Source organism: Aeromicrobium sp. (assembly GCF_032084975.1).
Taxonomy (GTDB): Bacteria; Actinomycetota; Actinomycetes; order Propionibacteriales; family Nocardioidaceae; genus Aeromicrobium.
In genome coordinates, this window is the sequence record NZ_DAMDLR010000038.1 from 1 (window position 1) to 24,118 (window position 24,118).

Sequence of the window (24,118 nt, forward strand, 5' to 3'; positions counted from 1 at the left end):
ACCCCGCGGCCCACGCGCAGGCTCGCCACCGAACGGTTGAGGGCCAGGCACGCGAGGGTGCCCGCCACGACGACGGGCGCCAGCAGCGCCAGGTCCTCCGGCTTCACGCCCATGACCGAGCCGCTCAGCCAGCGTGCCGCGACGGCGGCGCCGTCGGTGCTGGCCCGGGTCATCATCCAGCCGATCGCGGCGACGGCGACGGCGTTGACGCCCAGGCCGACCAGGACCAGCCGCATGCCGTCGAAGCCGCCCCGCCAGGCCAGGGCCAGGATCAGCGCCGTCGTCAGCAGTCCGCCCAGCAGCGCGGCGGGCGTCAGGATCGAGGTCGCCGAGGCGGCGGAGGGCGCCAGACCGGTGTCCGGATTGGTCACGAAGAAGACGGCGACAGCGCTGGCGCCGGTCGTGACGCCGAGGATGTCCGGACTCGCGATCGGGTTGCGGGTGATGCTCTGGGTGAGCGCACCGGACAGCCCCAGGCCGAACCCGACGAGCAGGGCTCCGACGACCCGGACCAGGCGGCCCTCGACGATGACCAGCTGCTCGACCCGGGTGCCGGTGCCGAGCAGGGTCGCCGCGACGCGATCGGCACCGAACGAGAGGGTGCCCAGGAAGAGGGCCGCGACCATCACGCCGACGAGCAGCGCCGTCAGCGCCGAGGCCGTCACCCAGACCCGGCGGGGCAGCGCGATGCCCACCGGCCCCAGCGAGAGCGTGATCCGCCGGCTCCGGGTCTGCTCGCTCACAGCGAGACCATCCGGCGGCGGCGCGTGAGCGCGATGAGCACGGGAGCCCCGAGGGCGGCCATGACGATGCCGGCCTGCAGCTCGCCGTGGAACGCGATGACGCGACCGGTCGTGTCGGCGACCAGCAGCAGGATCGCGCCGATGATCCCGGCGAAGGGCACGAGCCGGCGGTAGTCGTGACCCGTGAGGACCCGGGCGGCGTGCGGAGCGACCAGCCCGAGGAACCCGATCGGCCCGCACAGGGCGGTCACGGGACCGGCGAGCAGGGCGATGGCCGCGATGCCGGTGACTCGGGTGCGGCGCACGTCGTGGCCCAGGCCCTGGGCGACGTGGTCGCCGAGTGCGAGCGCGTCGAGTGCGAAACCGTTGACCACGGCCAGCACGAGCCCCACTGCGACGAGCGGCACGATGAGCCACAGCAGGCTCGTGTCCCGGCCCGCGACCGAGCCGACCTCCCAGTAGCGGGACGCGTCGAGCGTGCCGCGGTCGAGCAGCTGCAGCGCGGTGGCCAGGGACGCGAACAGCGACGACAGCGTCGTGCCGAGGATGGCGACCATCACGAGCGCGCCGCCGCGCATCGAGCCGAGACCCGTCACGAAGACCAGCACGGAGACGACCGCCGCGCCGATCAGCGCAGCGACGGTCTGGGCAGCGGGTGCGACCGAGCCCGAGACGAAGGCGAGCAGCGCGACCGCGAACGCGGCACCCGCGTTCACTCCGAACAGTCCCGGCTCGGCCAACGGGTTGCGGGTGTGTCCCTGCATCAGGGCACCGGCCACGCCGAGGGCGAGGCCGGCCATGACGGCGACGAGCGTGCGCGGCAGCCGCTGTGACGTGATCACGGTCGCGTCGTCGGAGTCCACGCCGGTGAAGATCGCGCCTGCCACGTCGCCGAAGGCGATCGCGCGACTGCCGAAGGAGAGACTCGCCGTCACCGCTGCGAGCAGCAGCACGAGCAACAGCGCGAGCACCATCCACGGTCTCGATGCCGGGCTGAGCCGCGCGGGGGGTGGGGCCGTGAGCGTCACCGGGTCAGGTTAGCCTAACCTTCGGCGCGTCCCGCGCCCCATCCAATCCTGGAGGTTCCATGCGCCTGTCCCGTCTCGTTCGCACCGTCGCCCTGGTCGCGACGGTCTCCTGGGGAGTGACCGCCTGCGGCGGTGGCAGCGCCGCCGACTCCGCCGACTCGGACGGCCAGACGCGCACGATCACCGACACCTTTCTCGGCGACGTCGAGGACGTTCCCGTCGATCCCGAGCGCGTCGTCGTGCTGTGGCGCACGGGCGCCGAGGTCGTGGACCTGGGGATCACGCCGGTCGGCCAGCTCGATGGTGAGCTCCTCGCCGAGGAGCTCGAGCCCGAGGTCTTCGAGAAGGTCAAGGACGTGCCGACCGTCGGCAGCTTCGAGGGCGTCGACGTCGAGAAGGTGATCGCGCTCGAGCCCGACCTGATCCTGGGCATGGACCACGGCGGGCTCGAGATCGACTACGAGCCGCTGCAGGAGGTGGCACCCACGGTGATCTTCACGATCGCGGAGCCCACCGACGTGTGGGCCAACTACCCGAAGGTGGCCGACGCCCTCGGCCTGACCACCGACTTCGACGAGCGGAACTCCGCGCTCGACGCCGATCTCGCGAAGCTCGCCCAGGACCACGCCGACACCATCAAGGGCCTCGGACAGGTCACCTCCGTCGGCAGTGAGTACGACGGCAGCGTCATCTACGTCGACACCAGCAAGTCGCTGACCTACGACCGCATGACGAAGGCCGGCCTCACCTACAACCCCACGTACACGAAGGACCCCGAGCGCTACGTCGAGGAGCTGACCCGCGAGAACATCGCCAGCCTGGCCAACCAGTCGGCGCTGTTCTACGACGTCAACTACGACGGCAGCGTGATGTCGGGCGTCGACACGATCCTGGACGAGCCTTCCTTCAAGCGCCTGTCCGCGGCCAAGGAAGGCCGGGTGTTCCCGCTGACGGCGGGCACGATCTACACGTTCGCCGCGGCGCAGAAGCAGGCCAGCGACCTGCGCGCGGCGCTCGACACGATCGCGCAGGGCTGACATGACGACGACCGCCGAAGGTCCTCGCTCCCACTGGGCCGAGTTCGACATCAAGATCCGCGAGCTGACGGTGCTGCGACGAACGCTGGTCACGCCCCGGATGGTGCGGGTGACCCTCGGCGGACCGAATCTCGAGGGCTTCGAGAGTCATCTGCCGCAGGAGCACGTGAAGCTCGTCTTCCCCGACGAGGACACGGGGATCACCCGTCACCCCACGCAGGACGGCACCCACCTGGACTGGCCGCGTCCGTTCCCGCCGACACGCGACGACACGATCCGGCGGTACGACGCGGCGGCCCGGGAGGTCGACCTCGACTTCGTGGTGCACGAGGGCGGCCGGGCCTCGACGTGGGCCCAGACGGCTGAGGTCGGATCCACGATCTGGGTGGCGGGCCCGCGCCCCGACCTCGTGGTGCCGCCGGAGTTCGGTTTCCACGTGCTGCTGGGCGACGAGACCGCGCTGCCCGCGATCGGGCGCTGGTTGGAGGAGCTGCCGCAGGACGCCCGTGGCATCGCCGCCGTCGAGATCCACGACGATGCCGAGCGCCAGGACCTGCGGGTCCCGGCGGGCGTGAGCCTGCACTGGCTGTCGCGGGACGGACGGCGGGCTGGCTCCACGTCGCTGCTCGGTGACTTCGCCGCGTCGCTCGTGCTGCCCGAGGACGAGCACGTCTACGTGTTCGCCCAGGGCGAGGCCGGCTGCATCAAGCCCGTCCGTCGCTGGGCGCGATCACTGGGCTTCGCGAAGCACAACAGCGACATCGGCGGGTACTGGAAGGCCGGCAAGGACAGCGGCGTCCCGACGGCGCTGTCGGCCCGAATCGCCAACGAGGCGCGACACCGGCTCGACCACCTGCTCCGGCGCGATCACACCCACTGACGCGAAGGGCCGCCCCGGAACACCGGGGCGGCCCTGACGTGGATCAGCGGTCACACGCCCATCGTGTTGCGCGGGTACAGGGCGTTGACGTCCGTGGCGACGTTGACGAGGTAGGGGACGCCCGACGCGAAGGCCCGGTCGATCGCCGGGCCGATCTCGCGCGGGTCGGTCACGAACTCGCCGCCCGCGCCGAGGGCCTGGGCGACCTGGTCGTAGCGGGTGTTCGGCGCCAGGTCCGCGGCCACGTCGTAGCCGTAGAGCATCTGCATCGGGGGCTTCTCCAGGCCCCACGCCGAGTTGTTGCCGACGACGATGACGACCGGCAGGTCGTGGCGGACCAGGGTGTCGATGTCGATGATCGACATGCCGGCGGCTCCGTCGCCCATCAGCAGGACGACCTGGCTGGACGGCCGCGCGATGCGCGCCCCCATCGCCGCGCCCAGGCCGGCGCCGAGGCAGCCGTAGGGCCCCGGGTCCAGCCAGCCGCCGGGTCGCTGGGGCTCGACGAACTTGCCGGCGAACGAGACGAAGTCACCGCCGTCGCCGATGACCACGGCATCGTCGGCCAGGCGGGGCAGGAGCTCGCCGTAGATGCGAGCCGGATGGATCGGGTCGGCCTCGGCGGCCAGCAGCGCCTTGTCGCGCTCGACGGAGCCGGCGACGACGTCGCGCAGCTCGGCCAGCCACGGCGCCCAGTCGGGCTTGGTGGGCCCGGACTGCAGCGCGTCCAGCAGACCGTCGAAGACCATGCTGAGGTCGCCGGCCACCGAGCCGCCGAGCGCGGCGTGCGTCGACAGCTGGCCGGGGGAGTCGGCGATGTGCACGGTCGTGGCGGGATCGCCACCCTCCTTGCCGCCGAAGCGGCCGAAGCCCAGCCGGAAGTCCAGCGGCGTGCCCACGACGACCACGACGTCGGCCACGCCGAGTGCCCGCGAGCGCGCCTTGGTGACGAGGTTGCCATGACCGCCGGGGACGATGCCGCGACCCATGCCGTTGGCGATCGCCGCGATGCCGGTCTCCTCGACGAACCGCAGGGCCGCCTCCTCGGCGTGGTCGGCCCACACGTCGGTGCCCAGGATCAGGACGGGACGCCTGGCCGAGGCCAGCAGGCCCGCGATCTTCGCGATGGCGCCCGGGTCGGGCTCGAGCCGCTCGGTCGACGGGCCCGAGGAGGTGTGCGTCACCGCTCCGGAGTTGAAGAACTCGTCCATCGGGATGTCGACGAACGTCGGGCCGCGGTGGGAGGACCCGGCGAGCGTGAAGGCCTCGTCCACGACGGGAGCGATGTCGGCCAGTGAGCCCGCGGTGGTGGCCTTCTTCGTGATGGTCTCGAAGATCGGCGGGTGGTCCAGCTCCTGCAGCGTGCCCGTGCCCCACGTCGAGACGGCGGCGCGACCGCCGACGACGACCAGCGGAGCGCCGGAGAAGTACGCCTGCGCCACGGGGCTGACGCCGTTCGTGACACCGGGACCGGCGGTCAGCACGGCCAGGCCGGGGGTGCGGGTGAGCTTGCCGATGGCCTCGGCCGCGAAGACGGCGGACGGCTCGTGCCGCACGTCGATGATCGGCATGGGCTCGTCGGACTTCACGGCAGCGTCGTACATCGGGAAGATGTGGGCACCCGAGAGGGTGAACATCGCCTCGGCCCCGTGGGCCCTCGCGACGTCGAGGGCATGGTGTCCGCCGTGCGGACCGGTGGGCTCGGGCAACTGCTGGTCATCGGTCATGTGACGCAGGTTACCCGCGAGTTGGGACCGCGCGCCGGACTAGGCTCGAGACGTGCCCTCGCTCGACGACATCACCGCCGCCCAGACCGCGCTCTCGTCCTCCCAGGTCGATCGGCTGCAGGCCCTCATCACCGACTGGCAGATCGTCGCCGACCTCTCGTTCAGCGACCTCGTGCTGTGGGTGGACGACGCCGAGAGCAAGGGCATGTGGGCCGCCGCGCAGATCCGGCCCACGACCGGGCCGACGACCCTGCACGAGGACGTCGTGGGGACGTTCGTGCCCCGCGACGTCACGCAGGTGTCCGACCAGGCCCAGCCCGACGGCGCCCGGATCACCCAGGCGGCCGTCCCCGTGATGTGGGCCGGACGCCGTCTCGGGGTTGTTGTGCGACGTCGTCCGGAGTCGGACCGCCGCTCCGTCGGCGCTCTCGAGTCGGCCTACCAGCGCACGAGCGACGACCTGTTCGAGATGATCCGGCGCGGTGAGTTCCCGCTGCCCGGCGTGCCGTCCGAGCTGGCCGACTCGTTGCGCGTCGGCGACGGCTTCATCCGCACCGATGCCGCCGGGCTGGTCGCCTACGCCAGCCCGAACGCACTCTCGGCGTACCGGCGGCTCGGGTTGACCGGCGACCTGCGTGGCAGCGACCTGATCGAGGTGACGACGGCCCTCATCGGCGCGGACGCCGACCGCCAGTTCAGCTCGCTTTTCGGGGCCGGCGACGCGGAGGCCGAGGTCGAGAACGACGGTGCCTCGATGCTGTTGCGGATCATGCCCCTGCGCAGCGACCGCGGCCCCATCGGCTCACTGATCCTGTTGCGCGACGTCACGGAGCTGCGGCTGCGCGAGCGCGAGCTGGTCTCCAAGGACGCCACGATCCGCGAGATCCACCACCGGGTGAAGAACAACCTGCAGACGGTCGCGGCGCTGCTGCGGCTGCAGAGCCGGCGGATGGAGATCCCGGCGGCACGCGAGGCGCTCCAGGAGGCCGAGCGGCGGGTGGGGTCGATCGCTCTCGTGCACGAGACGCTGAGTCAGTCGTTCGACGAGTCGGTCGAGTTCGACGCGATCGCCGACACCCTGCTGCGCACCGTCCTGGACGTCGGGGGAGGAGCGGTGAAGGCCGAGCGGGTCGGCTCGTTCGGCAGCGTGCCGGCCGAGATCGCGACGCCGTTGGCGATGGCGCTGACCGAGCTCGTGCAGAACGCCGCCGAGCACGCGTTCGGGCCCGAGGGCGGCCGCGTGACGTTGGCGGTGAACCGGATCCGCGGACGCATCCGGCTGCGGGTCAGCGACGACGGCCGAGGTCTGCCGGACGACTTCGACCCGACGCTCAGCCTCGGCCTGTCGATCGTGTCGACGCTCGTGAGGGGCGAGTTGAAGGGAGAGCTGGAGTACGAGTCGCCCTCGGCGGGTGGGACGACCGTCTCGATCGCCTTCGGGCTGTGAGCCCGCGGCGCTCAGGCGGTGCGGATGCGGGCGCGGGCGTTGCGGCGCTTGAGCGCCCGGCGCTCGTCCTCGCTCATGCCGCCCCAGACGCCGTGGTCCTGACCGGACTCGAGGGCCCACTGGAGGCACTGGTCGCGCACGTCGCAACGGCGGCAGACCAGCTTGGCCTCCTCGATCTGCAGGATGGCCGGGCCCGTGTTCCCGATGGGGAAGAAGAGCTCGGGATCCTCGTCCAGACACGCCGAACGATGACGCCAGTCCATACAGATGACTCCTTCAGATCCGAGATGGGGACGAGTGCGACGGGGCGCACTACCACGTACCAGCATTCCAAGGTTTCCGGCACATGACAACATTTGTTCGCGATGGGTTTTGTCGGAAATGTCACAAAGTGATCTCCGCTGAAATGCTTGCAAAGTTGTCCCGCTAGCCTGAGGTCGTGCCTGTGTCTGCCCGGATCCCGCTCCTCACGGCGGCCGTCGTCGTCGCCGGTCAGGCGCTCGTCTTCATCGTCCTGGCCGTCCTGGACCTCGGCGGCCTCGTCCCCGGCCGGATCGGCGTCGGCATCGGCATCGGCGTCCTCCTGCTCGTCATGGGACTGGGGCTGCTGGCCGCCGCGTGGGGACTCGCACACGCCGCGCACGGTGCGCGGGGGCCGGTCGTGGTGGCCCAGTTGATCGGCCTGGGCCTGGCGTGGTCGCTGCGCACTCCCGACGCGAACACGGGGGACAACCGCGCCGTCGCGGCCGCCATCGCCGTGTCCGCCCTGGTGGTGCTCGGGTGTCTCGCCACGGGGCCCGCCCGTCGGGCTCTGGCCGACGACCGGGAGCAGTGACGCGTGTGCGAGACTTGACGCTGGGGCACAACCCCTCCTCCTGCGGCCACCATCCCGCACCCGGACGCCGGATCGGCGCCGTTCGCACCTTGACGATCACGCTGCTGCGCGAGGAATCATGTCCACCTCCCTTGACCAGATCGACGCTGACCTGCCCATGACGCTGAACGACCCTGAAGATCCCGTCTTCGCGCTGCACCGCGGCGGCAAGATGGAGGTCGCCTCGACCGTGCCCGTGGCCAACGCCGACGACCTGTCGCTCGCGTACACCCCGGGCGTCGCCCTCGTCTGCGAGGCCATCGCGGCCGATCCCGAGGCAGCGCACGACTACACCTGGGTCTCCAACACCGTCGCGGTCATCACCGACGGCACGGCCGTCCTCGGACTGGGCGACATCGGCCCGTCGGCCGCGATGCCCGTCATGGAGGGCAAGGCCATCTTGTTCAAGCAGTTCGGTGGCGTCGACGCGATCCCGGTCGCGCTCGCCACGACGGACGCCGACGAGATCGTCGACACCATCGTGCGACTCGCGCCCACCTTCGGTGGCATCAACCTCGAGGACATCTCCAGCCCGCGCTGCTTCGAGATCGAGCGCCGACTGATCGAGAAGCTCGACATCCCCGTCTTCCACGACGACCAGCACGGCACGGCCGTCGTCGTCCTCGCCGGCCTCTACAACGCGCTGCGCCTCACCGAGCGCGAGCCCGACGAGGTGAAGGTCGTCATCTCCGGCGCCGGCGCCGCCGGTGTCGCGATCACGAAGATCCTGCGCTCGGCCGGCGTGCGCAAGATCAGCGTCGTCGATCGCACCGGCGTCATCACTCCCGAGCGCGGTGAGCTGGGCGACGTCAAGCAGTGGCTCGCCGACGAGACCGCCGACTGGGCCCGCCCGGGAACCGTCTCGGACGCCCTCGACGGCGCCGACGTGTTCGTGGGCGTCTCGGGCGGCACGGTGCCCGAGGAGGCCGTCGCCAAGATGGCTCCCGACGCGATCATCTTCGCGCTCGCCAACCCGAACCCCGAGGTCCACCCGGACATCGCGCACAAGCACGCGCGCATCGTCGCGACGGGCCGCTCGGACTTCCCGAACCAGCTCAACAACGTGCTGGTGTTCCCCGGCATCTTCCGCGGTGCGCTCGATGTCCGCGCGACCGAGATCTCGGAGTCGATGAAGCTCGCCGCCGCGCGCGCGATCGCCGACCTGGTCGATGACGACGAGCTGAGCGAGTCGCACATCATCCCGTCGCCGTTCGACCCGCGGGTCTCGCAGGCGGTGGCCCGCGCGGTGACCGACACGGCGCGCCGCGACGGCCTCGCCCGCCGGCCTTACTGACCTCGCGCCCTGCCGGGCGGCCGCCGTCGCACCCGGTTAGGGTCGCACCGTAGTTGCCCGACGACCTCAGGAGATCGCCCGTGTTCGCCGTCTACGCCGAGTCGATGGACCCGAAGAACCCGATGAACGGCCTCGTGGTCGGGGAGCGGCCGGATCCTGAGGTACCGGACGGATGGACGACCGTGACGGTCAAGGCCGCCTCGATCAACCACCACGACGTGTGGAGCCTGCGTGGTGTCGGCCTGCGCCGGGAGTCGCTGCCGATGATCCTGGGCTGCGACGCCGCGGGGTACGACGAGGACGGCAACGAGGTGCTCGTGCACGCCGTCATCAGCCACCCGGACTGGGTCGGCGACGAGACGCTCGATCCGCGCCGCTCGCTGCTGTCCGAGAAGCACCAGGGCACGTTCGCCGACAAGGTGGCGGTCCCGCGCCGCAACGTCGTCGCGAAGCCGGAGGGCCTCTCGTTCGCCGAGGCCGCGTGCCTGCCCACCGCGTGGCTCACGGCGTACCGGATGCTGTTCACACAGGCCGACCTGAGCCCGGGCGACAGCGTGCTCGTGCAGGGCGCCGGCGGCGGCGTGGCCACGGCCGCGATCACGCTCGCCCGCGCCGCGGGGTTCCACGTGTTCGCCACGAGCCGCGACGAGGAGAAGCGCGCCCGCGCCCTCGAGATCGGCGCCCACGAGGCGCTCGAGTCGGGCGAGCGTCTGCCGGTCAAGGTCGACGCGGTCATCGAGACGGTCGGCGCCGCCACGTGGTCGCACTCGATCAGGTCCATGCGCCCCGGTGGCACCCTCGTGATCTCCGGCGCCACCTCGGGCGATGCGCCCTCGCACGCCGAGCTGACGCGGATCTTCTTCCAGCAGATGCGCGTCCACGGATCCACCATGGGCACCCGCGACGAGCTGCGCCGACTGGCTGAGTTCATGGCCGTCACGGGCACCAAGCCGCTCATCGACGCCGAGATCCCCATGGCGGACGCGGCCGACGGCCTGCAGCGCGTCATCGACGGCGACGTCTTCGGCAAGATCGTCCTGACGCGCTGAGCGGGCTGTCGGTTTCCCCGGTTAAGTAGGTTCTCCCGCACTTCACGAGGGTTGCGATCCTCGAGAAGTGCGAGAGAACCTCGTTAAGTGGTCTCTTAGCGTCGCGCGACCGGCCATCGGCTCGGCGCCTCGCGACCCGAGGCGTCGAGCGTCTTCAGTCGGACCGGACGAGGTTTCCTGTCACTTCGCGAGGGTTGCAACCCTCGCGAAGTGACAGGAAACCTACTTAACCGGGGAAACCGACAAGCGTGGCGGACTACTCGTCGTCGTCGTCGAGACGGGCCAGCCAGGTGGCGAGGCGCTCGACCGGGATCTCGAAGTCCGGGTTCAGGTCCACGAAGATCGAGAGCTGCTCGGCCAGCCATGCGAAGGAGAACTCCTCCTCCCCGCGGCGGGCCGAGAGCTCCTCGATCCCACGGTCGGTGAAGTACATCGACTCAGGCGAACGCGCGGTTCATCAGGTCCTTGGACTCCTGGACGTGCACGGCGTGCGACCCGGCCGACGGAGCCGAGGACTCGGGGCGCGTCACCTGCGTCATCGGCAGGCCGAACGCGTCCTTGAGGTACAGCGCCACGTGCGGCCACGGACCCTGGTTCTCGGGCTCGTCCTGGACCCAGCGCAACTCGCGGACGTTGGGGTACTTCGCCAGCTCGGCCTCGATCTCGGCCTTCGGGCGCGGGTACAGCTGCTCGAGACGCACGATCGCCGTCGTGGGCGAGTCGCCCTCGCGCTTCTTGCGCTCGGCCCTCAGGTCCCACGTCACCTTGCCCGAGCACAGCAGCACGCGCTCGACCTTGGAGGCGTCGACCGCGTCGTCGCCGATGACCGGACGGAACGTGCCGGACGTGAAGTCCTCGGGCTGGCTCGTCGCGGCCTTGTTGCGCAGCATCGACTTCGGGGTGAAGACGATGAGCGGACGGTGCTCGGCCTGGAGGTTCTGGCGACGCAGCAGGTGGAAGTACGACGCGGGCGTCGACGGCTGGGCGATCGTCATCTCGTCGTTCGCGGCGAGCGTCAGGAAGCGCTCGATGCGACCCGAGGAGTGGTCCGGGCCCTGGCCCTCGTGGCCGTGCGGCAGCAGCAGCACGACGCCGGACTTCTGGCCCCACTTGGTCTCGCCCGAGCTGATGTACTCGTCGATGACGGACTGGGCGCCGTTGACGAAGTCACCGAACTGCGCCTCCCACATCGTGAGCGCCTCGGGACGCGCGACCGAGTAGCCGTACTCGAAGCCGAGGGCGGCGTACTCGCTCAGCAGCGAGTCGTAGACGTAGAACGTCGCCTGGTCCGGGCCGACGTGCTGCAGCGGCGTCCACTCGTCCGCGGACTGGCGATCGATGACCGTCGCGAAGCGCGTCGTGAACGTGCCACGGCGCGAGTCCTGGCCGACGAGCCGCACGGGACGTCCGTCGAGCAGCAGCGAGCCCATCGCGATGATCTCGCCCGTGCCCCAGTCGATGGGGCCGGCCGTGATCGACGCGGCACGGCGCTGCAGCTGGGGCAGCACCTTCGGGTGGACCGTGAAGCCGTCCGGGACGTTCGTGTACGCGTCGGACACGGCCTTGAGGACGTCCGGCGAGATCGACGTGACGAGGTAGTCGTCGAACGGCTTCTCGGGGTAGTCCGGCGTGCGGGTGTAGGCCAGGTCGTGCTCGGCCTCCTTGACGCGCTGGAAGTTCGACTCGAGCAGCTTCTGGTAGTCCTTCAGCGCTGCCTCGGCCTCCTCGAGCGTGATGTCGCCACGACCGACGAGTGCCTCGGTGTACAGCTTGCGCACCGACTTCTTCTTCTCGATCGTGTCGTACATCAGCGGCTGCGTGAAGCTGGGGTCGTCGCCCTCGTTGTGACCGCGACGGCGGTAGCACACGAGGTCGATCACGGCGTCCTTGTGGAACGTGCGGCGGTACTCGTACGCGAGCTGGGCCGCGCGGATGCACGCCTCGGGATCGTCGCCGTTCACGTGGAAGATCGGCGCCTGGATCATCCGGGCGACGTCGGTCGAGTACGTCGACGAGCGCGACGAGGCCGGGCTGGTGGTGAAGCCGACCTGGTTGTTCACGATGACGTGGATCGTGCCTCCGGTGCGGTAGCCGCGCAGCTGGGACAGGTTGAGCGTCTCGGCGACGACTCCCTGACCGGCGAACGCGGCGTCACCGTGGACGAGCACGGGCAGCACCGGGAACTCCTCGCCCCGGTTGAGCACGTCCTGCTTGGCGCGGGCGATGCCCTCGAGCACCGGGTCGACGACCTCGAGGTGCGACGGGTTGGCCGCGACCGAGACCTTGATCTTGTCGCCGCGCACCGACGTGAACTCGCCGTCGACGCCGAGGTGGTACTTGACGTCACCGGAGCCCTGGACGGTGCGCGGGTCGATGTTGCCCTCGAACTCGCGGAACACCTGGGCCGGATCCTTGCCGGCGATGTTGACCAGCACGTTCAGGCGGCCGCGGTGGGCCATGCCGATGCAGACCTCCTCGAGGCCGTCCTCGGCCGCGCCCTCGCAGATCTCGTCGAGCAGCGGGACCATCGTCTCGCCGCCCTCGAGGCTGAAGCGCTTCTGACCGACGAACTTGGTCTGCAGGAAGGTCTCGAACGCCTCGGCCTGGTTGAGCTTCTGCAGGATGCGCAGCTGCTCGTCGCGGGGCTCCTTGACGTGCGGGCGCTCGAGGCGCTCCTGGAACCAGGCGCGCTCCTCGGGACCCTGGATGTGCATGTACTCCACGCCCATCGTCCGGACGTAGGAGTCGCGCAGGATGCCCAGGATCTCGCGCAGCTTCATGAAGCGCTTGCCCGAGGCCTTGCCGAACGAGCCGACCGGGAACTCGCGATCGAGGTCCCACAGCGTGAGCCCGTGCGACGCGATGTCGAGGTCGGGGTGCGAGCGCTGGCGGTACTCCAGCGGATTCGTGTCGGCCATGAGGTGGCCGCGGACCCGGAAGGAGTGGATCAGCTCGAGCACGCGCGCCTGGCGGTCGACGTCGTCGTCGTGGCGGACCGAGATGTCCTGGGCCCAGCGGATGGGCTCGTAGGGGATCCGCAGCGACTGGAAGATCTGGTCGTAGAAGCCCTCGTCGCCCAGCAGCAGCTGGTGGACGCGACGCAGGAACTCGCCCGACTGCGCGCCCTGGATGACGCGGTGGTCGTACGTGGACGTCAGGGTCATCATCTTCGAGACGGCCATCAGCGAGATGGTGTCCTGCGACGCGCCCTGGAACTCGGCGGGGTACTCCATGGAGCCGACGCCGACGATGACGCCCTGGCCGGCCATGAGGCGCGGCACCGAGTGATTGGTGCCGATGCCGCCGGGGTTGGTCAGGCTGACGGTGGTGCCCTGGAAGTCCGAGACCTCGAGCTTGTTGTCACGCGCCTTGCGCACGATGGTCTCGTAGCCGCGCCAGAACTGCGCGAAGTCCATCTTCTCGGTGCCCTTGATGTTCGGGACCATGAGCTGGCGCGAGCCGTCGGACTTCTGCACGTCGACCGCGAGGCCGAAGTTGATCTGCTCGGGCTTGAGCTGGACCGGCTTGCCCTTCTCGTTGTACTCGAAGCCGGTGTTCATCTCGGGCATCGCCTTGATCGCCTGGACGACGGCGTAGCCGATCAGGTGGGTGAACGACACCTTGCCGCCGCGAGCGCGGGCGAGGTGGTTGTTGATCACGACGCGCTGGTCGAACAGCAACTTCACCGGCACCGAGCGGACGCTGGTGGCGGTGGGGACCGCGAGGCTGGCGTCCATGTTGGTGGCCGTGCGGGCTGCGGCGCCCTTGAGGACGACCTTCTCGACCTCGCCGGGGCCGGTCGGCTCAGGCTGCGAGGCAGCCTGCGGCTTGACCGTGGGGGACTTCGGCTTCTGCGCGGCCGGTGCCGCCGGAGCCGCGGCGGGCGCCGGCGGGTCCTTCTCCTCGGCGGCGCGGGCGGGAGCCGACTTCGCCGGGGTGGCCGGCTTGTTGGGCTGGTCGGACGACGGCTCGCGAGCGGGCTCCTTGGCCTTCGTCACCGTGGCCTCGCTGGACGTCTTCTCAGCGCCCGCGGACGCCTTCGGGGCGCTGCCGTTGTCGTTCGATCCGTACCCTCCCTTGCGGAAGAAGTCGGCCCACGACGCGTCGACCGACGACGGGTCAGCGGTGAACTGGTCGTACATCTCTTCGACGAGCCATTCGTTGGCGCCGAAATCGGGGTGGGATGCGTCGGTCGCCGACGCGTTGGGGGAGGACTCGGCCACGGCCTGAATCGCCTCTTCCGGGAAGTTGCTCGCGTGTTCGCGCACGGGTGTGGGACTGCTCTACAGGGTAACGCGCGCGCATGACACGGTGCAGGCAGGTCGCGCAACCCGTCGGTAACCAGACGTCAGTGCTGTGAGGTGGTCATGACGCCGTCTCGAGAGTGGCGTCGAGGGTCATGTCGTCGACACCCTCGAGCGCCTTGCTCACCGGGCACGTCTCCTTGGCCTCCTCGGCGATCTCCTTGAACTTCGTGGCGTCGATGCCCTCCGCCTCGGCGCGCACGGTGAGGGCGATCCGGTTGATGCGGAACCCGCCGTCGGGGTCCGGGGCGAGCGACACGTCGGCGCTCGTCTCGACCGCGTTCACGGTCGCGCCGGCCTTTCCGAGCAGGGCGGTCAGTTGCATCGTGTAGCACGACGAGTGCGCCGCGGCGATGAGCTCCTCGGGGTTCGTCGCTCCACCACCGTCGTCGGACGAGCGCTTCGGGAAGGACATCTCGAACGTGCCGAGGCCCGACGAGGTCAGCTCGACCTGGCCGGAACCGTCCTCGAATCCGCCGTCCCAGGCAGTGCGTGCGGTGCGAGTGGGCATGGGTGCCTCCTGTGGTCGATCGGTGCGTCCCTCTCGACGCTAACCACCTATCGCCGGATGCGCACGTTCCATGGACAGCGCGATGCCCGGCTCCTAGGTTCGACTCGTGGACCTCACTGAAGTCGCGGAGGGAATCTGGTTCGCCCGCACCGAGCTCGTGAACTGGGTCGTGCTCGTCGAGGGCGAGCGTGCGGCTCTGATCGACTGTGGGTATCCCGGCCAGGCACCCCTGGTCGAGGAGTCGGTGCGGCGCGCCGGCACGACGATGGACCGGCTCGAGGCGCTCGCGGTGACGCACAACCACGTGGACCACACGGGTTCGATGCCCGCGCTGGCCGCTCGCGGCGTCCGGGTCCTGGCGGGCGCCGAGGAGCTGCCGATGCTGCGCGGAGAGCGGGTCGAGAGTGCGACCACGGTCGACGTTCTCGTGCGGGCCTGGCGGCCGAGGGTGCTGCGCTGGGGGCTCACGGTCGCTCGGCTCGGCGGGGCGACGCACCCGCGGGTCGACCGGCCCGAAGCGGTCGTCCCGGGCAGGCCGCTCGGCATCGCGCGGTCGCCGATACCGATCGCGCTGCCGGGCCACACGTCCGGCCACACGGCCTTCCATCTTCCCGCGCAGGCCGTCGTGGTCACCGGGGACTCGCTCGTGACGGGTCACGCGATCAGTCCGGTCGAGGGCCCGCAGGCGATCGACGGCTTCTTCCACCACGACACGGCGCGCTTGCGCGCGACGTTGCCCGACCTGGCCCAGCTCGGTGCCGACGTGATCCTGCCGGGCCACGGCCCGATGCTGCGGATGCCGATCGCGCAGGCGGTCGACCAGGCGCTGCGGGTCTGACCGTGGAGACGATCGACGAGTACGTGCTCCGGGTCCTGCCGAGCCTCGAGCCACGGTCCGCGGGGCGGGGAGACGTCGCCGACCTGCGCGCCCTGTACGCGGCCCAGGTGCAGAGCCGGCACCTCGACCTCGCCGCCCGGTGGCTGCAGGCCCAGGGGCGCGGGCACTACACGATCGGCTCGGCCGGACACGAGAGCAATGCCGCTCTCGGTCTGCTCTCCGAGGTGAGCGATCCGGCGCTCCTGCACTACCGGTCGGGCGGCCTGTACGCAGCACGCTCGGCGAAGGCGGGTCGTGACGACGGTGTCCGTGCCGTGCTGCTGAGCCTGGTCAGCGCGCGCAGCGACCCGATGTCGGGCGGGCGGCACAAGGTGTTCGGGCACCCGGCACTCAGCATCATCCCGCAGACCTCCACGATCGCGTCCCACCTGCCGCGGGCGGTGGGACTCGGCCTCGGGCTCGGCTTCGCGAAGCAGCTCGGCCGGCACACCGCGTGGCCCGACGACGCCGTCGTCATCTGCAGCTTCGGCGACGCCTCCGCGAACCACTCGACGGCGCTCGGCGCCCTGAACGCGGCCGCGTACCTGTCCCACCGAGGGCTGCCGTGCCCGGTCCTGTTCGTCTGCGAGGACAACCGCATCGGCATCAGCACGGCGTCACCGCACGGCTGGCCCGGAGCGATGCTCGAGGCGCTCCCCGGCGTGGGCTACCGCGCCGTCGAGGGGCACGACCCGGTCGGCCTGCTCGACCGGACGGCGGCCGCGCTCGACGAGGTCCGCACGACCCGGCGCCCATCGGTGCTGCACCTGAGCACCGTCCGCTTCCTCGGCCATGCCGGCTCGGACGCCGAGATCGCGTACAGGAAGCAACGCCAGATCGAGGCCGACTACGACCAGGACCCGGTCGTGGCGACCGCCCGTGCCCTCGTGGACGCGGGCGCGATCACCGGTGCCGAGGCCCTGGCCGCCTACGAGGACGCCCGTTCGCGCGTGATGGAGCAGGCCGAGTCGGTCCTGTCCGAGTCCGGACTGCAGACGCGCGCCTCGGTGAGCGCGCCGCTCGACCTCCCGGCCGTCACCTCGGTGCCCGCTCGCACGGGGGAGGGGTCGCGAAGGACCTTGGCCCAGGCCATCAACGCGACGTTGGCCGAACTGCTCGAGGAGCACCCGCAGACGCTCGTGTTCGGCGAGGACGTCGGCGTCAAGGGCGGCGTGTACGGGGTCACCCGCGGGCTGCGGAAGCGGTTCGGCGGCCAGCGCGTCTTCGACACCCTGCTCGACGAGCAGACGATCCTGGGCACGGCGCTCGGGACGGCGCTGGCGGGGTTCGTGCCGGTGCCCGAGATCCAGTACCTCGCCTACCTGCACAACGCCGAGGACCAGCTGCGCGGCGAGGCCGCCACCCTCGCGTTCTTCTCGAACGGGCAGTACCGCAACGGGATGGTGGTGCGGATCGCCGGACTGGCCTACCAGCGCGGCTTCGGCGGGCACTTCCACAACGACAACTCGGTGGCGGTGCTGCGCGACATCCCGGGCCTGGTCGTCGCGGTGCCGAGCCACCCGGCGGACGCGCCGGGCCTGCTGAGGGCGTGCCACGAGCTCGCTCGCCGGGGCCAGGTCTGCGTCTACCTCGAGCCGATCGCTCGCTACCATTCGCGCGACCTGCTGGAGGAGGGTGACGGGCGATGGACCGCTGCTCCGCAGGCGGAGGGCGTGATCGGCCCGGGCGAGCTCGGCGTCCACGGCAACGGGCGCGACGCGGTGCTCGTCACCTTCGGCAACGGCACGTTCCTGAGCCTGCGCGCCGCCGAGACCCTGCGTCGCCGCCGCATCGACGTGACGGTCGTCGACCTGCGCTGGATCGCGCCGTTGCCCGAGGCAGAGCTCGCCGCGGTGTGCGCCGGTTTCCCACACGTCGTGGTGGTCGACGAGACGCGGCACTCCGGCGGCGTGGGGGAGGGCGTCGTCAGCGCCCTCGTCGCCGCTGGTCACGAAGGCCGGATCTCGCGGGTCGACAGCGCCGACAGCTTCATCCCACTCGGTCCGGCGTCCGAGACGGTCCTGCTCAGCGAGGCCGACATCGTCGCCGCGGTCCTGGCGGGACGTCCGACGGAGCCGCTCAGTCGCTGAGTTCGATGTCCTTGAACCAGGACTCGGTGACGTAGTCGGTCTCCCAGCCCAGCGAGCGGTAGAGCTGGTCGGCGCTGGTGGGGGAGTCGGCGTCGACCTCGAGTCCCACGCGGTCGCGTCCGCTGCGGGCCGCGTCGGCGATCACGGTGGCCAGCAGCGACTTGGCGACACCGCGACCCCGGGCGGCACGGTTCACGCCGATGTACTCGACGTACGAGCCGGGGGCACCGCCCTCGGGCGCCGTGAGCCGTGTGCACACCACCGACCCCGCCGGAACCTGCTCGCCGTCCTCGGTCTCGACGTAGGCGAGCCACCAGTGGTCCCAGCTGTGGCCCGGATCCTCGCGCAGGCGCTGGACGAACTCCGAGAAGCTCTCGCGGTACGAGTTGAAGTGGTCCTCGAAGGACTTCTCGAGCATCTGGTGGACGATCTGCAGGTCGGCGGCGACCGGCAGGCCGTTCTCGTGTCGCTGCACCGGCCGAACGGTGACGCCGGCACGCGGCTCGAGGGCCGCGTCCTCGGCGGTGACGGGTCGCTCCATGTGCAGCCACGTGCGGCGCTTCTCGTACCCGGCGCGCCGGAGCCAGTCCTCCTGGCGCATGTCGTCGGCGAACGGGCTCTCGTCGAGCCGTGTCGCCCGGACGCCGCGGAACCGTGCCATCGCGACGGCGGTCGTCTCGGCCCAGCGGTAGAAGGCGTCCGCGATGTCGTCGACCTCGGCCACGTCGCGGTCGAAGTAACCCCAGATCAGGGCGCGGCCGGCGGCCCGGTCGTGGACCGTGATCCAGGCGCGGGGAACGTCGTCCGGTCCGACGGCGACGATCTGCCGGCGCGTCCACGAGGCCTGACCCGCGACCTCGGACTCGATGCCGGCCGGATCGACGTGGGAGGCGCCCGTGCCCTGCAGCTCGTCGATCCGTCTGAGCTCCACCAGCGCCTCGATGTCGGCGTAGCTCGGTACGCGGGCGCGCCACGGATCGGGCAGCACGGGAAGGTCGAGGGCGTCGCTCGTGGTCTCTGGCATCGCGTCCATTCTCGTGGACGGCCGGCCCGGCCCCGTTCGCAGGTCCCGCGGCCGGACACCGGCACGGGGCGCGGAACGGCGCGCGGCGGCCGTTTTGCCGGCCGCGGGCGGGACTGGCACGTTGGTCCCATGGACGACGATCACGAGGACGCCGGCGACGACACCAGCGCCAATCGAATGGCGGTGGGCATCGCCCTGGGCATGCCGTTCGGCGTGGCGCTCTCGCTGATGCTGGACAACTGGGGACTTCTCGGCGTGGGTCTCCTCCTCGGCGTCGCGTACGGCGCCATCCCCGCCGGCACCGGCGACGACTCGGACCCCGAGACCTGATCCGCGACCGGCTCGGTCACGCGAGGCGCGCGGGGAACCCTCCGGTCGAGACCGGGCCCCACCGCTGGGGCGTGATCCGCAGCAGTGACTTCCCCTGCTCGACCATCGCCCGGCGGTACTCGTCCCAGTCGGAGTGCTCGCCCGAGATGACGCGGAAGTACTCGACGAGCGGCTCGACCGACGCGGGGACGTCGAGCACCTCGCACGTGCCGTCCACCTGGATCCACGGTCCGTTCCACTCGTCCGAGATCACGACGACGCTGACCCGCGGGTCGCGGCGCGCGTTGTGCGTCTTGGCGCGCTCGGGATAGGTGGAGACGACGAGGCGGCCGGAGTCGTCGACCCCGCCCGTCACGGGGGAGGCCTGGGGCTCGCCGTCGTGCCGGCGGGTGATCAGGATGAAGCGGTGCCGAGGCCGGACGAAGTCGAGCATCTGCTCGAGGTCGACGCGCGTGTTGGTGGCGACTGTCCTGGACATGGGACTCCGATCACTGACGAGGTGGGCCTGCGCCAGCATCGCTCACCCGGTGGGGAACGACAACGCCGCGGCTCGCTGTGACTGCGAACCGCGGCGTTGGTGCGATCGGTGCCCCCGGCAGGATTCGAACCTGCGCTCCCGCCTCCGGAGGGCGGTGCTCTATCCCCTGAGCTACGGGGGCCCGTCGTGTCGCGTGGACAACGCGACGGTCAACGGTATCGCACGAGTAGCGTGTCATCCGTGCCCCCCACCGTGCTGGTCGTCGACGACACGCCGTCGATCCGGTTCCTCATCCGCACCAACCTGGAGTTGGCCGGATTCGAGGTGATCGAGGCGACCGACGGCCAGGACAGCCTCGACGTCCTGGCCGGCCTCGAGCAGCTGCCGGACGTCATCACGATGGACATGGTGATGCCCCGGATGGACGGCGTCACGGCGATCACGCGCATCCGGGCCGACCGTCGCTACGACGGCGTCCGGCTGGTCATGGTGTCCACGCAGAGCCAGCAGATCGACATCAACCGCGCGTCGGCGGCCGGGGTGGACGAGTACGTGATCAAGCCGTTCGATCCCGAGGTCCTCGTCGAGTCCGTGCGCCGGGTCCTCGAATCTCGCGGGTAACGCTGGCCGATAGGCTTGCCAGGTGACCCCCGCGCAGCTCTCCGACGTCATCGTCGCCGCCCTGTCGTCCCTCGTGGACGCCGGACGCGTGACCCTTCCCGACCCGGTTCCCACCGAGGTCCGCGTCGAGCGGCCCAAGATCCGCGAGCACGGCGACTACGCCACCAACATCGCGCTCCAGCTGGGCAAGAAGGCCGGGATGAACCCGCGTGAGTTCGCCGACCTGCTCGCCGCCGAGCTGTCCGGCGCCGAGGGCATCGCGGGCGCCGAGGTCGCCGGGCCGGGCTTCCTGAACATCCGCGTCGACGCCGGTGCGCAGGGCGAGATCGCGCGCCACGTCCTCGAGGCGGGGGACGCGTACGGGCGCAACGACACGTACGCCGGCGAGCGCATCAACCTCGAGTTCGTCAGCGCCAACCCGACCGGGCCGATCCACATCGGCGGCGTCCGGTGGGCGGCCGTCGGCGACTCCCTCGGGCGCTTGCTCGAGTTCAGCGGTGGCGACGTCACCCGCGAGTACTACTTCAACGACCACGGCGCCCAGATCGACCGCTTCGCCCGGTCGCTGCTGGCCTCCGCGCGCGGACAGGCCGCTCCCGAGGACGGGTACGGCGGCCAGTACATCCACGACATCGCCGCGCGGATCGTCGGTGACCACCCGGATGCGGCGGGCCTGCCCGACGACGAGGCGGCCGAGCTCTTCCGTGCCGAGGGCGTCGAGCAGATGTTCGCCGAGATCAAGGGCAGCCTGCACGACTTCGGGGTCGACTTCGACGTCTTCTTCCACGAGAACCACCTGCACGAGACGGGTGCGGTCGATCGCGCGATCGCGCGGCTGACCGAGCTGGGCAAGATGTACGAGTCCGGTGGCGCGCACTGGCTGCGCACGTCCGACTACGGCGACGACAAGGACCGCGTCGTCATCAAGTCCGACGGCCGGCCGGCGTACATCTCGGGCGACCTGGCCTACTACCTGGACAAGCGCGAACGCGGCTTCGACCGGGCGATCATCATGCTGGGTGCCGACCACCACGGCTACGTGTCGCGGATGATGGCGATGTGCGCCGCGTTCGGGGACCAGCCGGGCGTCAACCTCGAGATCCTCATCGGCCAGATGGTCAACCTGGTGCGCGACGGCAAGCCGCTGCGGATGAGCAAGCGCGCGGGCACGGTCATCACGCTCGAGGACCTGGTGGACGCGATCGGCGTGGACGCGGCCCGGTACGCGCTGGCGCGCTACTCGACCGACTCCACGATCGACCTCGATCTCGACCTGTGGGCCAGCGCCAGCAACGACAACCCCGTCTACTACGTCCAGTACGCGCATGCGCGGCTGTCGTCGATCCTGCGCAATGGCGCGGACCTGGGACTCTCGGCCGACCTCGGCGCCTTCGATCCGTCCCTGCTGGTCGAGGAGCGCGCCGGCGCCCTCCTGCGTGCGCTGGCCGAGTTCCCGCGCGTGGTCGCGCGCGCCGCCGAGCTGCGCGAGCCGCACCGGATCGCGCGGTACCTCGAGGACACCGCCTCGACGTTCCACAAGTTCTACGACGAGTGCCGCGTCCTGCCCCAGGGCGACGAGGACCCGACCGACACCCATCGCGCCCGCCTCGTGCTCGTCTCGGCCACGCGGACGGTCCTGGCCAACGGCCTGGGCCTGCTGGGCGTCTCCGCTCCCGAACGGATGTGACGATGCGATCCCACGAAGCCGGTGCCCTGCACGGCCAGGCCGGAACCCGCGGTCCCGAGTGGCTGCGCGAGCCCGACGACGCGAACCAGCTCGTCCCGCACCTGTGGGCGTCCAACGTCAGCAAGGTCGACGGCGTCCTGACGGTCGCGGGCGAGACCGCGCCCGAGCTGGCGCAGGAGTTCGGCACGCCGCTGTACGTCGTCGACGAGGACGACTTCCGCGGCCGCGCGCGGGCCTTCCGTGACGCGTTCCCGACCGCCGAGGTCTACTACGCGGGCAAGGCGTTCCTGTGCGTCGCGACCGCCCGGTGGATCGCCGAGGAGGGACTGAACCTCGACGTCTGCACCGGCGGCGAGCTGGCCGTGGCGCTGCGGGCGGGCTTCCCGCCCGAGCGCATCGGCCACCACGGCAACAACAAGTCCGTGTCCGAGCTGCGTCGCGCGCTCGAGGTGGGCGTCGGCCGGATCGTCATCGACTCCTTCGAGGAGATCGAGCGGCTCGGCGCCCTGACCGCCGAGCTCGGCCTCCGCGCACCCGTCATGGTGCGCGTCACCGCCGGCGTCGAGGCCCACACCCACGAGTACATCTCCACCTCGCACGAGGACCAGAAGTTCGGGTTCTCGATCTCCGACGGCGCGGCGCTGGACGCCGTGCGGCGGGTGCTGGCCACGGACGGTCTCGACTTCCTGGGGCTGCACTCGCACATCGGCTCGCAGATCTTCGTCACCGACGGGTTCGAGGTGGCGGCCCGCCGCGTGCTGCGCCTGCACGAGCAGATCGCGCGTGAGCTCGGCGTGACCGCACCCGAGCTCGACCTCGGCGGCGGCTTCGGCATCGCGTACACGACGCAGGACGACCCGCGCGCCCCCGAGGACCTGGGCCGCGAGATCGTCAAGATCGTCACGGACGAGTGCGGGGCACTCGGGATCGACGTCCCGCAGCTCTCGATCGAGCCCGGGCGCGCGATCGCCGGCCCGTCGACGTTCACGCTGTACGAGGTCGGCACGACGAAGGCCGTCGGCCTCGACGGTGGGGGCTCGCGGCTGTACGTGTCGGTCGACGGGGGCATGAGCGACAACATCCGCCCCGCGCTCTACGGCGCCGACTACTCGTGCACGATCGCGTCACGCGAGTCCGAGGCCCGTCCCGTGCTCGCCCGCGTCGTCGGCAAGCATTGCGAGTCGGGCGACATCGTGGTCAAGTCCGAGTTCCTGCCGTCGGACATCGCGGCCGGCGACCTCCTGGCCGTGCCGGGCACGGGCGCCTACTGCCGCTCGCTGGCCAGCAACTACAACCACGTCCCGCGTCCCGCGGTCGTCGCCGTCCGCGACGGCGAGGCGCGCCTCATCCTGCGCCGCGAGACCGAGGACGACCTGCTGGCCCTCGACGTCGAGTGAGCCGCGGCGGCGTGAGCGCGGCGCCCGCTTGACCTCAACCCTTGTTGAGGTTGTTGGCTGGGGTCCGACCCCGAGAAGGAGAACGATGCGCGCCGCCTGCCAGCACCCCCGTGGAGGACCCGTGGTCCCCGTCCAGAGCTGGACCCCTCGATGAGCACCGTGACGCGCGAGCGACTCTGGACCGGGCCGCAGGGCCCCGTCGTCGCCGGTGTGTTCGCCACGGCCTTCCTGTTCGCCTTCGAGGCGTACGCGATCGCCACCGCGCTCCCGCTCGTCGCGCAGGACCTGGACGGCCTGCCGCTCGTCGGCGTGTCCTTCGCCGTGCTGCTGGCGGCCTCCGTCGTGACGATGACCGTCTCGGCTCCCTGGTGCGACCGCGAGGGTCCGACGGTCCCGCTGCTGACGGGCGTCGCCGGCTTCGTGCTCGGCCTCGTCATCTCCGGGACCGCGTCGACGATGGAGCTCTTCGTCGTCGGGCGCGCGGTGCAGGGACTCGGCTCGGGACTGACGACGGTCGCCCTCTACGTCCTGGTCGGCCAGGTGTTCAGCCAGGAGGTGCGCCCCCGCGTGTTCGTCGTCCTGACGTCCGCGTGGGTGCTGCCGGCGCTCGTCGGCCCGCCGGTCGCCGGCTGGGTGGCCGAGGTCGCCGACTGGCAGTGGGCCGTCCTCGGCGCGATCGTCCCGGCGGTGCTCGCGGCGGCGCTGCTCACGCCCGCCCTC

General features: G+C 70.9%; 22 protein-coding genes and 1 tRNA gene. 13 read left to right on the plus strand and 10 right to left on the minus strand.

Annotation, left to right across the window (positions count from 1 at the left end; translation table 11 throughout):
* Both RT323_RS10475 and RT323_RS10480 read right to left on the minus strand, forming a co-directional pair.
* The coding region (locus RT323_RS10475; RefSeq protein ID WP_313407978.1) for an iron chelate uptake ABC transporter family permease subunit at positions 1-743 on the minus strand (743 nt) is incomplete at its 3' end.
* On the minus strand, positions 740-1,771 hold the full coding sequence (locus tag RT323_RS10480) for an iron ABC transporter permease (protein ID WP_313407981.1): 1,032 nt from the start codon (positions 1,769-1,771) through the stop codon (positions 740-742). The genes RT323_RS10480 and RT323_RS10475, both read right to left, overlap by 4 nt.
* 59 nt (positions 1,772-1,830) lie before the next feature.
* On the opposite strand from RT323_RS10480, the gene RT323_RS10485 reads away from it, so the two are divergent.
* Both RT323_RS10485 and RT323_RS10490 read left to right on the plus strand, forming a co-directional pair.
* Positions 1,831-2,808 carry an ABC transporter substrate-binding protein gene (locus RT323_RS10485; protein ID WP_313407984.1) on the plus strand — a complete coding sequence of 326 codons (978 nt, stop codon included), beginning with the start codon at positions 1,831-1,833 and terminating at the stop codon, positions 2,806-2,808.
* 1 nt (position 2,809) lies between these two features.
* Complete coding sequence (locus tag RT323_RS10490; RefSeq protein ID WP_313407987.1) at positions 2,810-3,688, plus strand: siderophore-interacting protein; 879 nt, start codon at positions 2,810-2,812, stop codon at positions 3,686-3,688.
* 50 nt (positions 3,689-3,738) lie between these two features.
* Here RT323_RS10490 and RT323_RS10495 read toward each other — a convergent pair whose 3' ends face one another.
* The gene (locus RT323_RS10495; protein WP_313407991.1) at positions 3,739-5,415 is read right to left on the minus strand and encodes an acetolactate synthase; all 1,677 of its coding nucleotides are present in this window, start codon (positions 5,413-5,415) and stop codon (positions 3,739-3,741) included.
* Between the two features lie 52 nt (positions 5,416-5,467).
* On the opposite strand from RT323_RS10495, the gene RT323_RS10500 reads away from it, so the two are divergent.
* On the plus strand, positions 5,468-6,862 hold the full coding sequence (locus RT323_RS10500; protein ID WP_313407993.1) for a sensor histidine kinase: 1,395 nt from the start codon (positions 5,468-5,470) through the stop codon (positions 6,860-6,862).
* 11 nt (positions 6,863-6,873) lie between these two features.
* Here the strand turns inward: RT323_RS10500 and RT323_RS10505 are convergent, their stop codons facing one another.
* On the minus strand, positions 6,874-7,125 hold the full coding sequence (locus RT323_RS10505) for a WhiB family transcriptional regulator (protein WP_313407995.1): 252 nt from the start codon (positions 7,123-7,125) through the stop codon (positions 6,874-6,876).
* A 176-nt stretch (positions 7,126-7,301) separates the two neighbouring features.
* On the opposite strand from RT323_RS10505, the gene RT323_RS10510 reads away from it, so the two are divergent.
* The 3 genes from RT323_RS10510 (at position 7,302) to RT323_RS10520 (ending at position 10,079) form a co-directional block, all read left to right on the plus strand.
* On the plus strand, positions 7,302-7,697 hold the full coding sequence (locus tag RT323_RS10510; RefSeq protein WP_313407998.1) for a hypothetical protein: 396 nt from the start codon (positions 7,302-7,304) through the stop codon (positions 7,695-7,697).
* 118 nt (positions 7,698-7,815) lie between these two features.
* Positions 7,816-9,030: an NADP-dependent malic enzyme gene (locus RT323_RS10515; RefSeq protein WP_313408000.1), complete on the plus strand. Its 1,215-nt coding sequence runs from the start codon at positions 7,816-7,818 to the stop codon at positions 9,028-9,030.
* A gap of 80 nt (positions 9,031-9,110) precedes the next feature.
* Positions 9,111-10,079: a zinc-binding dehydrogenase gene (locus RT323_RS10520; protein WP_313408002.1), complete on the plus strand. Its 969-nt coding sequence runs from the start codon at positions 9,111-9,113 to the stop codon at positions 10,077-10,079.
* A gap of 256 nt (positions 10,080-10,335) precedes the next feature.
* On the opposite strand, the gene RT323_RS10525 is transcribed toward RT323_RS10520, so the two are convergent.
* The 3 genes from RT323_RS10525 to RT323_RS10535 form a co-directional block, all read right to left on the minus strand.
* Positions 10,336-10,512: a DUF6104 family protein gene (locus tag RT323_RS10525; RefSeq protein WP_313408005.1), complete on the minus strand. Its 177-nt coding sequence runs from the start codon at positions 10,510-10,512 to the stop codon at positions 10,336-10,338.
* Positions 10,513-10,516: 4 nt separating this feature from the next.
* Complete coding sequence (locus tag RT323_RS10530) at positions 10,517-14,302, minus strand: multifunctional oxoglutarate decarboxylase/oxoglutarate dehydrogenase thiamine pyrophosphate-binding subunit/dihydrolipoyllysine-residue succinyltransferase subunit (RefSeq protein WP_313408030.1); 3,786 nt, start codon at positions 14,300-14,302, stop codon at positions 10,517-10,519.
* Positions 14,303-14,444: 142 nt separating this feature from the next.
* A complete protein-coding gene (locus tag RT323_RS10535; protein WP_313408007.1) occupies positions 14,445-14,894 on the minus strand; it encodes an OsmC family peroxiredoxin in 450 nt (149 codons plus the stop codon).
* A 106-nt stretch (positions 14,895-15,000) separates the two neighbouring features.
* Here RT323_RS10535 and RT323_RS10540 point away from each other — a divergent pair, with 106 nt between their 5' ends.
* Positions 15,001-15,732, plus strand: coding sequence for an MBL fold metallo-hydrolase (locus tag RT323_RS10540; RefSeq protein WP_313408010.1), 732 nt, complete (start codon positions 15,001-15,003; stop codon positions 15,730-15,732).
* A 2-nt stretch (positions 15,733-15,734) separates the two neighbouring features.
* Positions 15,735-17,861 carry a thiamine pyrophosphate-dependent enzyme gene (locus RT323_RS10545; RefSeq protein ID WP_313408012.1) on the plus strand — a complete coding sequence of 709 codons (2,127 nt, stop codon included), beginning with the start codon at positions 15,735-15,737 and terminating at the stop codon, positions 17,859-17,861.
* On the opposite strand, the gene RT323_RS10550 is transcribed toward RT323_RS10545, so the two are convergent.
* The gene (locus tag RT323_RS10550; protein WP_313408014.1) at positions 17,851-18,885 is read right to left on the minus strand and encodes a GNAT family N-acetyltransferase; all 1,035 of its coding nucleotides are present in this window, start codon (positions 18,883-18,885) and stop codon (positions 17,851-17,853) included. The genes RT323_RS10545 and RT323_RS10550 overlap by 11 nt on opposite strands.
* A 129-nt stretch (positions 18,886-19,014) precedes the next feature.
* Between RT323_RS10550 and RT323_RS10555 the strand changes: the two genes are divergently transcribed.
* Entirely contained in the window at positions 19,015-19,215 is a 201-nt protein-coding gene (locus tag RT323_RS10555; protein ID WP_313408016.1) for a hypothetical protein, read from the plus strand.
* Between the two features lie 16 nt (positions 19,216-19,231).
* Here the strand turns inward: RT323_RS10555 and RT323_RS10560 are convergent, their stop codons facing one another.
* Positions 19,232-19,693 (minus strand): PPOX class F420-dependent oxidoreductase, encoded by a 462-nt coding sequence (locus RT323_RS10560; protein WP_313408019.1) that lies wholly within the window; start codon positions 19,691-19,693, stop codon positions 19,232-19,234.
* 109 nt (positions 19,694-19,802) lie between these two features.
* Positions 19,803-19,874: transfer RNA gene (locus RT323_RS10565), tRNA-Arg, on the minus strand.
* Positions 19,875-19,933: 59 nt separating this feature from the next.
* Between RT323_RS10565 and RT323_RS10570 the strand changes: the two genes are divergently transcribed.
* The 4 genes from RT323_RS10570 to RT323_RS10585 form a co-directional block, all read left to right on the plus strand.
* Positions 19,934-20,314, plus strand: a complete 381-nt coding sequence (locus tag RT323_RS10570; RefSeq protein WP_313408021.1) for a response regulator — start codon at positions 19,934-19,936, stop codon at positions 20,312-20,314.
* Between the two features lie 22 nt (positions 20,315-20,336).
* Positions 20,337-22,001 (plus strand): arginine--tRNA ligase, encoded by a 1,665-nt coding sequence (argS, locus tag RT323_RS10575; RefSeq protein ID WP_313408023.1) that lies wholly within the window; start codon positions 20,337-20,339, stop codon positions 21,999-22,001.
* 2 nt (positions 22,002-22,003) lie between these two features.
* Positions 22,004-23,398 (plus strand): diaminopimelate decarboxylase, encoded by a 1,395-nt coding sequence (lysA, locus tag RT323_RS10580; RefSeq protein ID WP_313408025.1) that lies wholly within the window; start codon positions 22,004-22,006, stop codon positions 23,396-23,398.
* 150 nt (positions 23,399-23,548) lie between these two features.
* A partial coding sequence (locus tag RT323_RS10585; protein WP_313408027.1) for an MFS transporter occupies positions 23,549-24,118 on the plus strand: 570 nt, incomplete at its 3' end.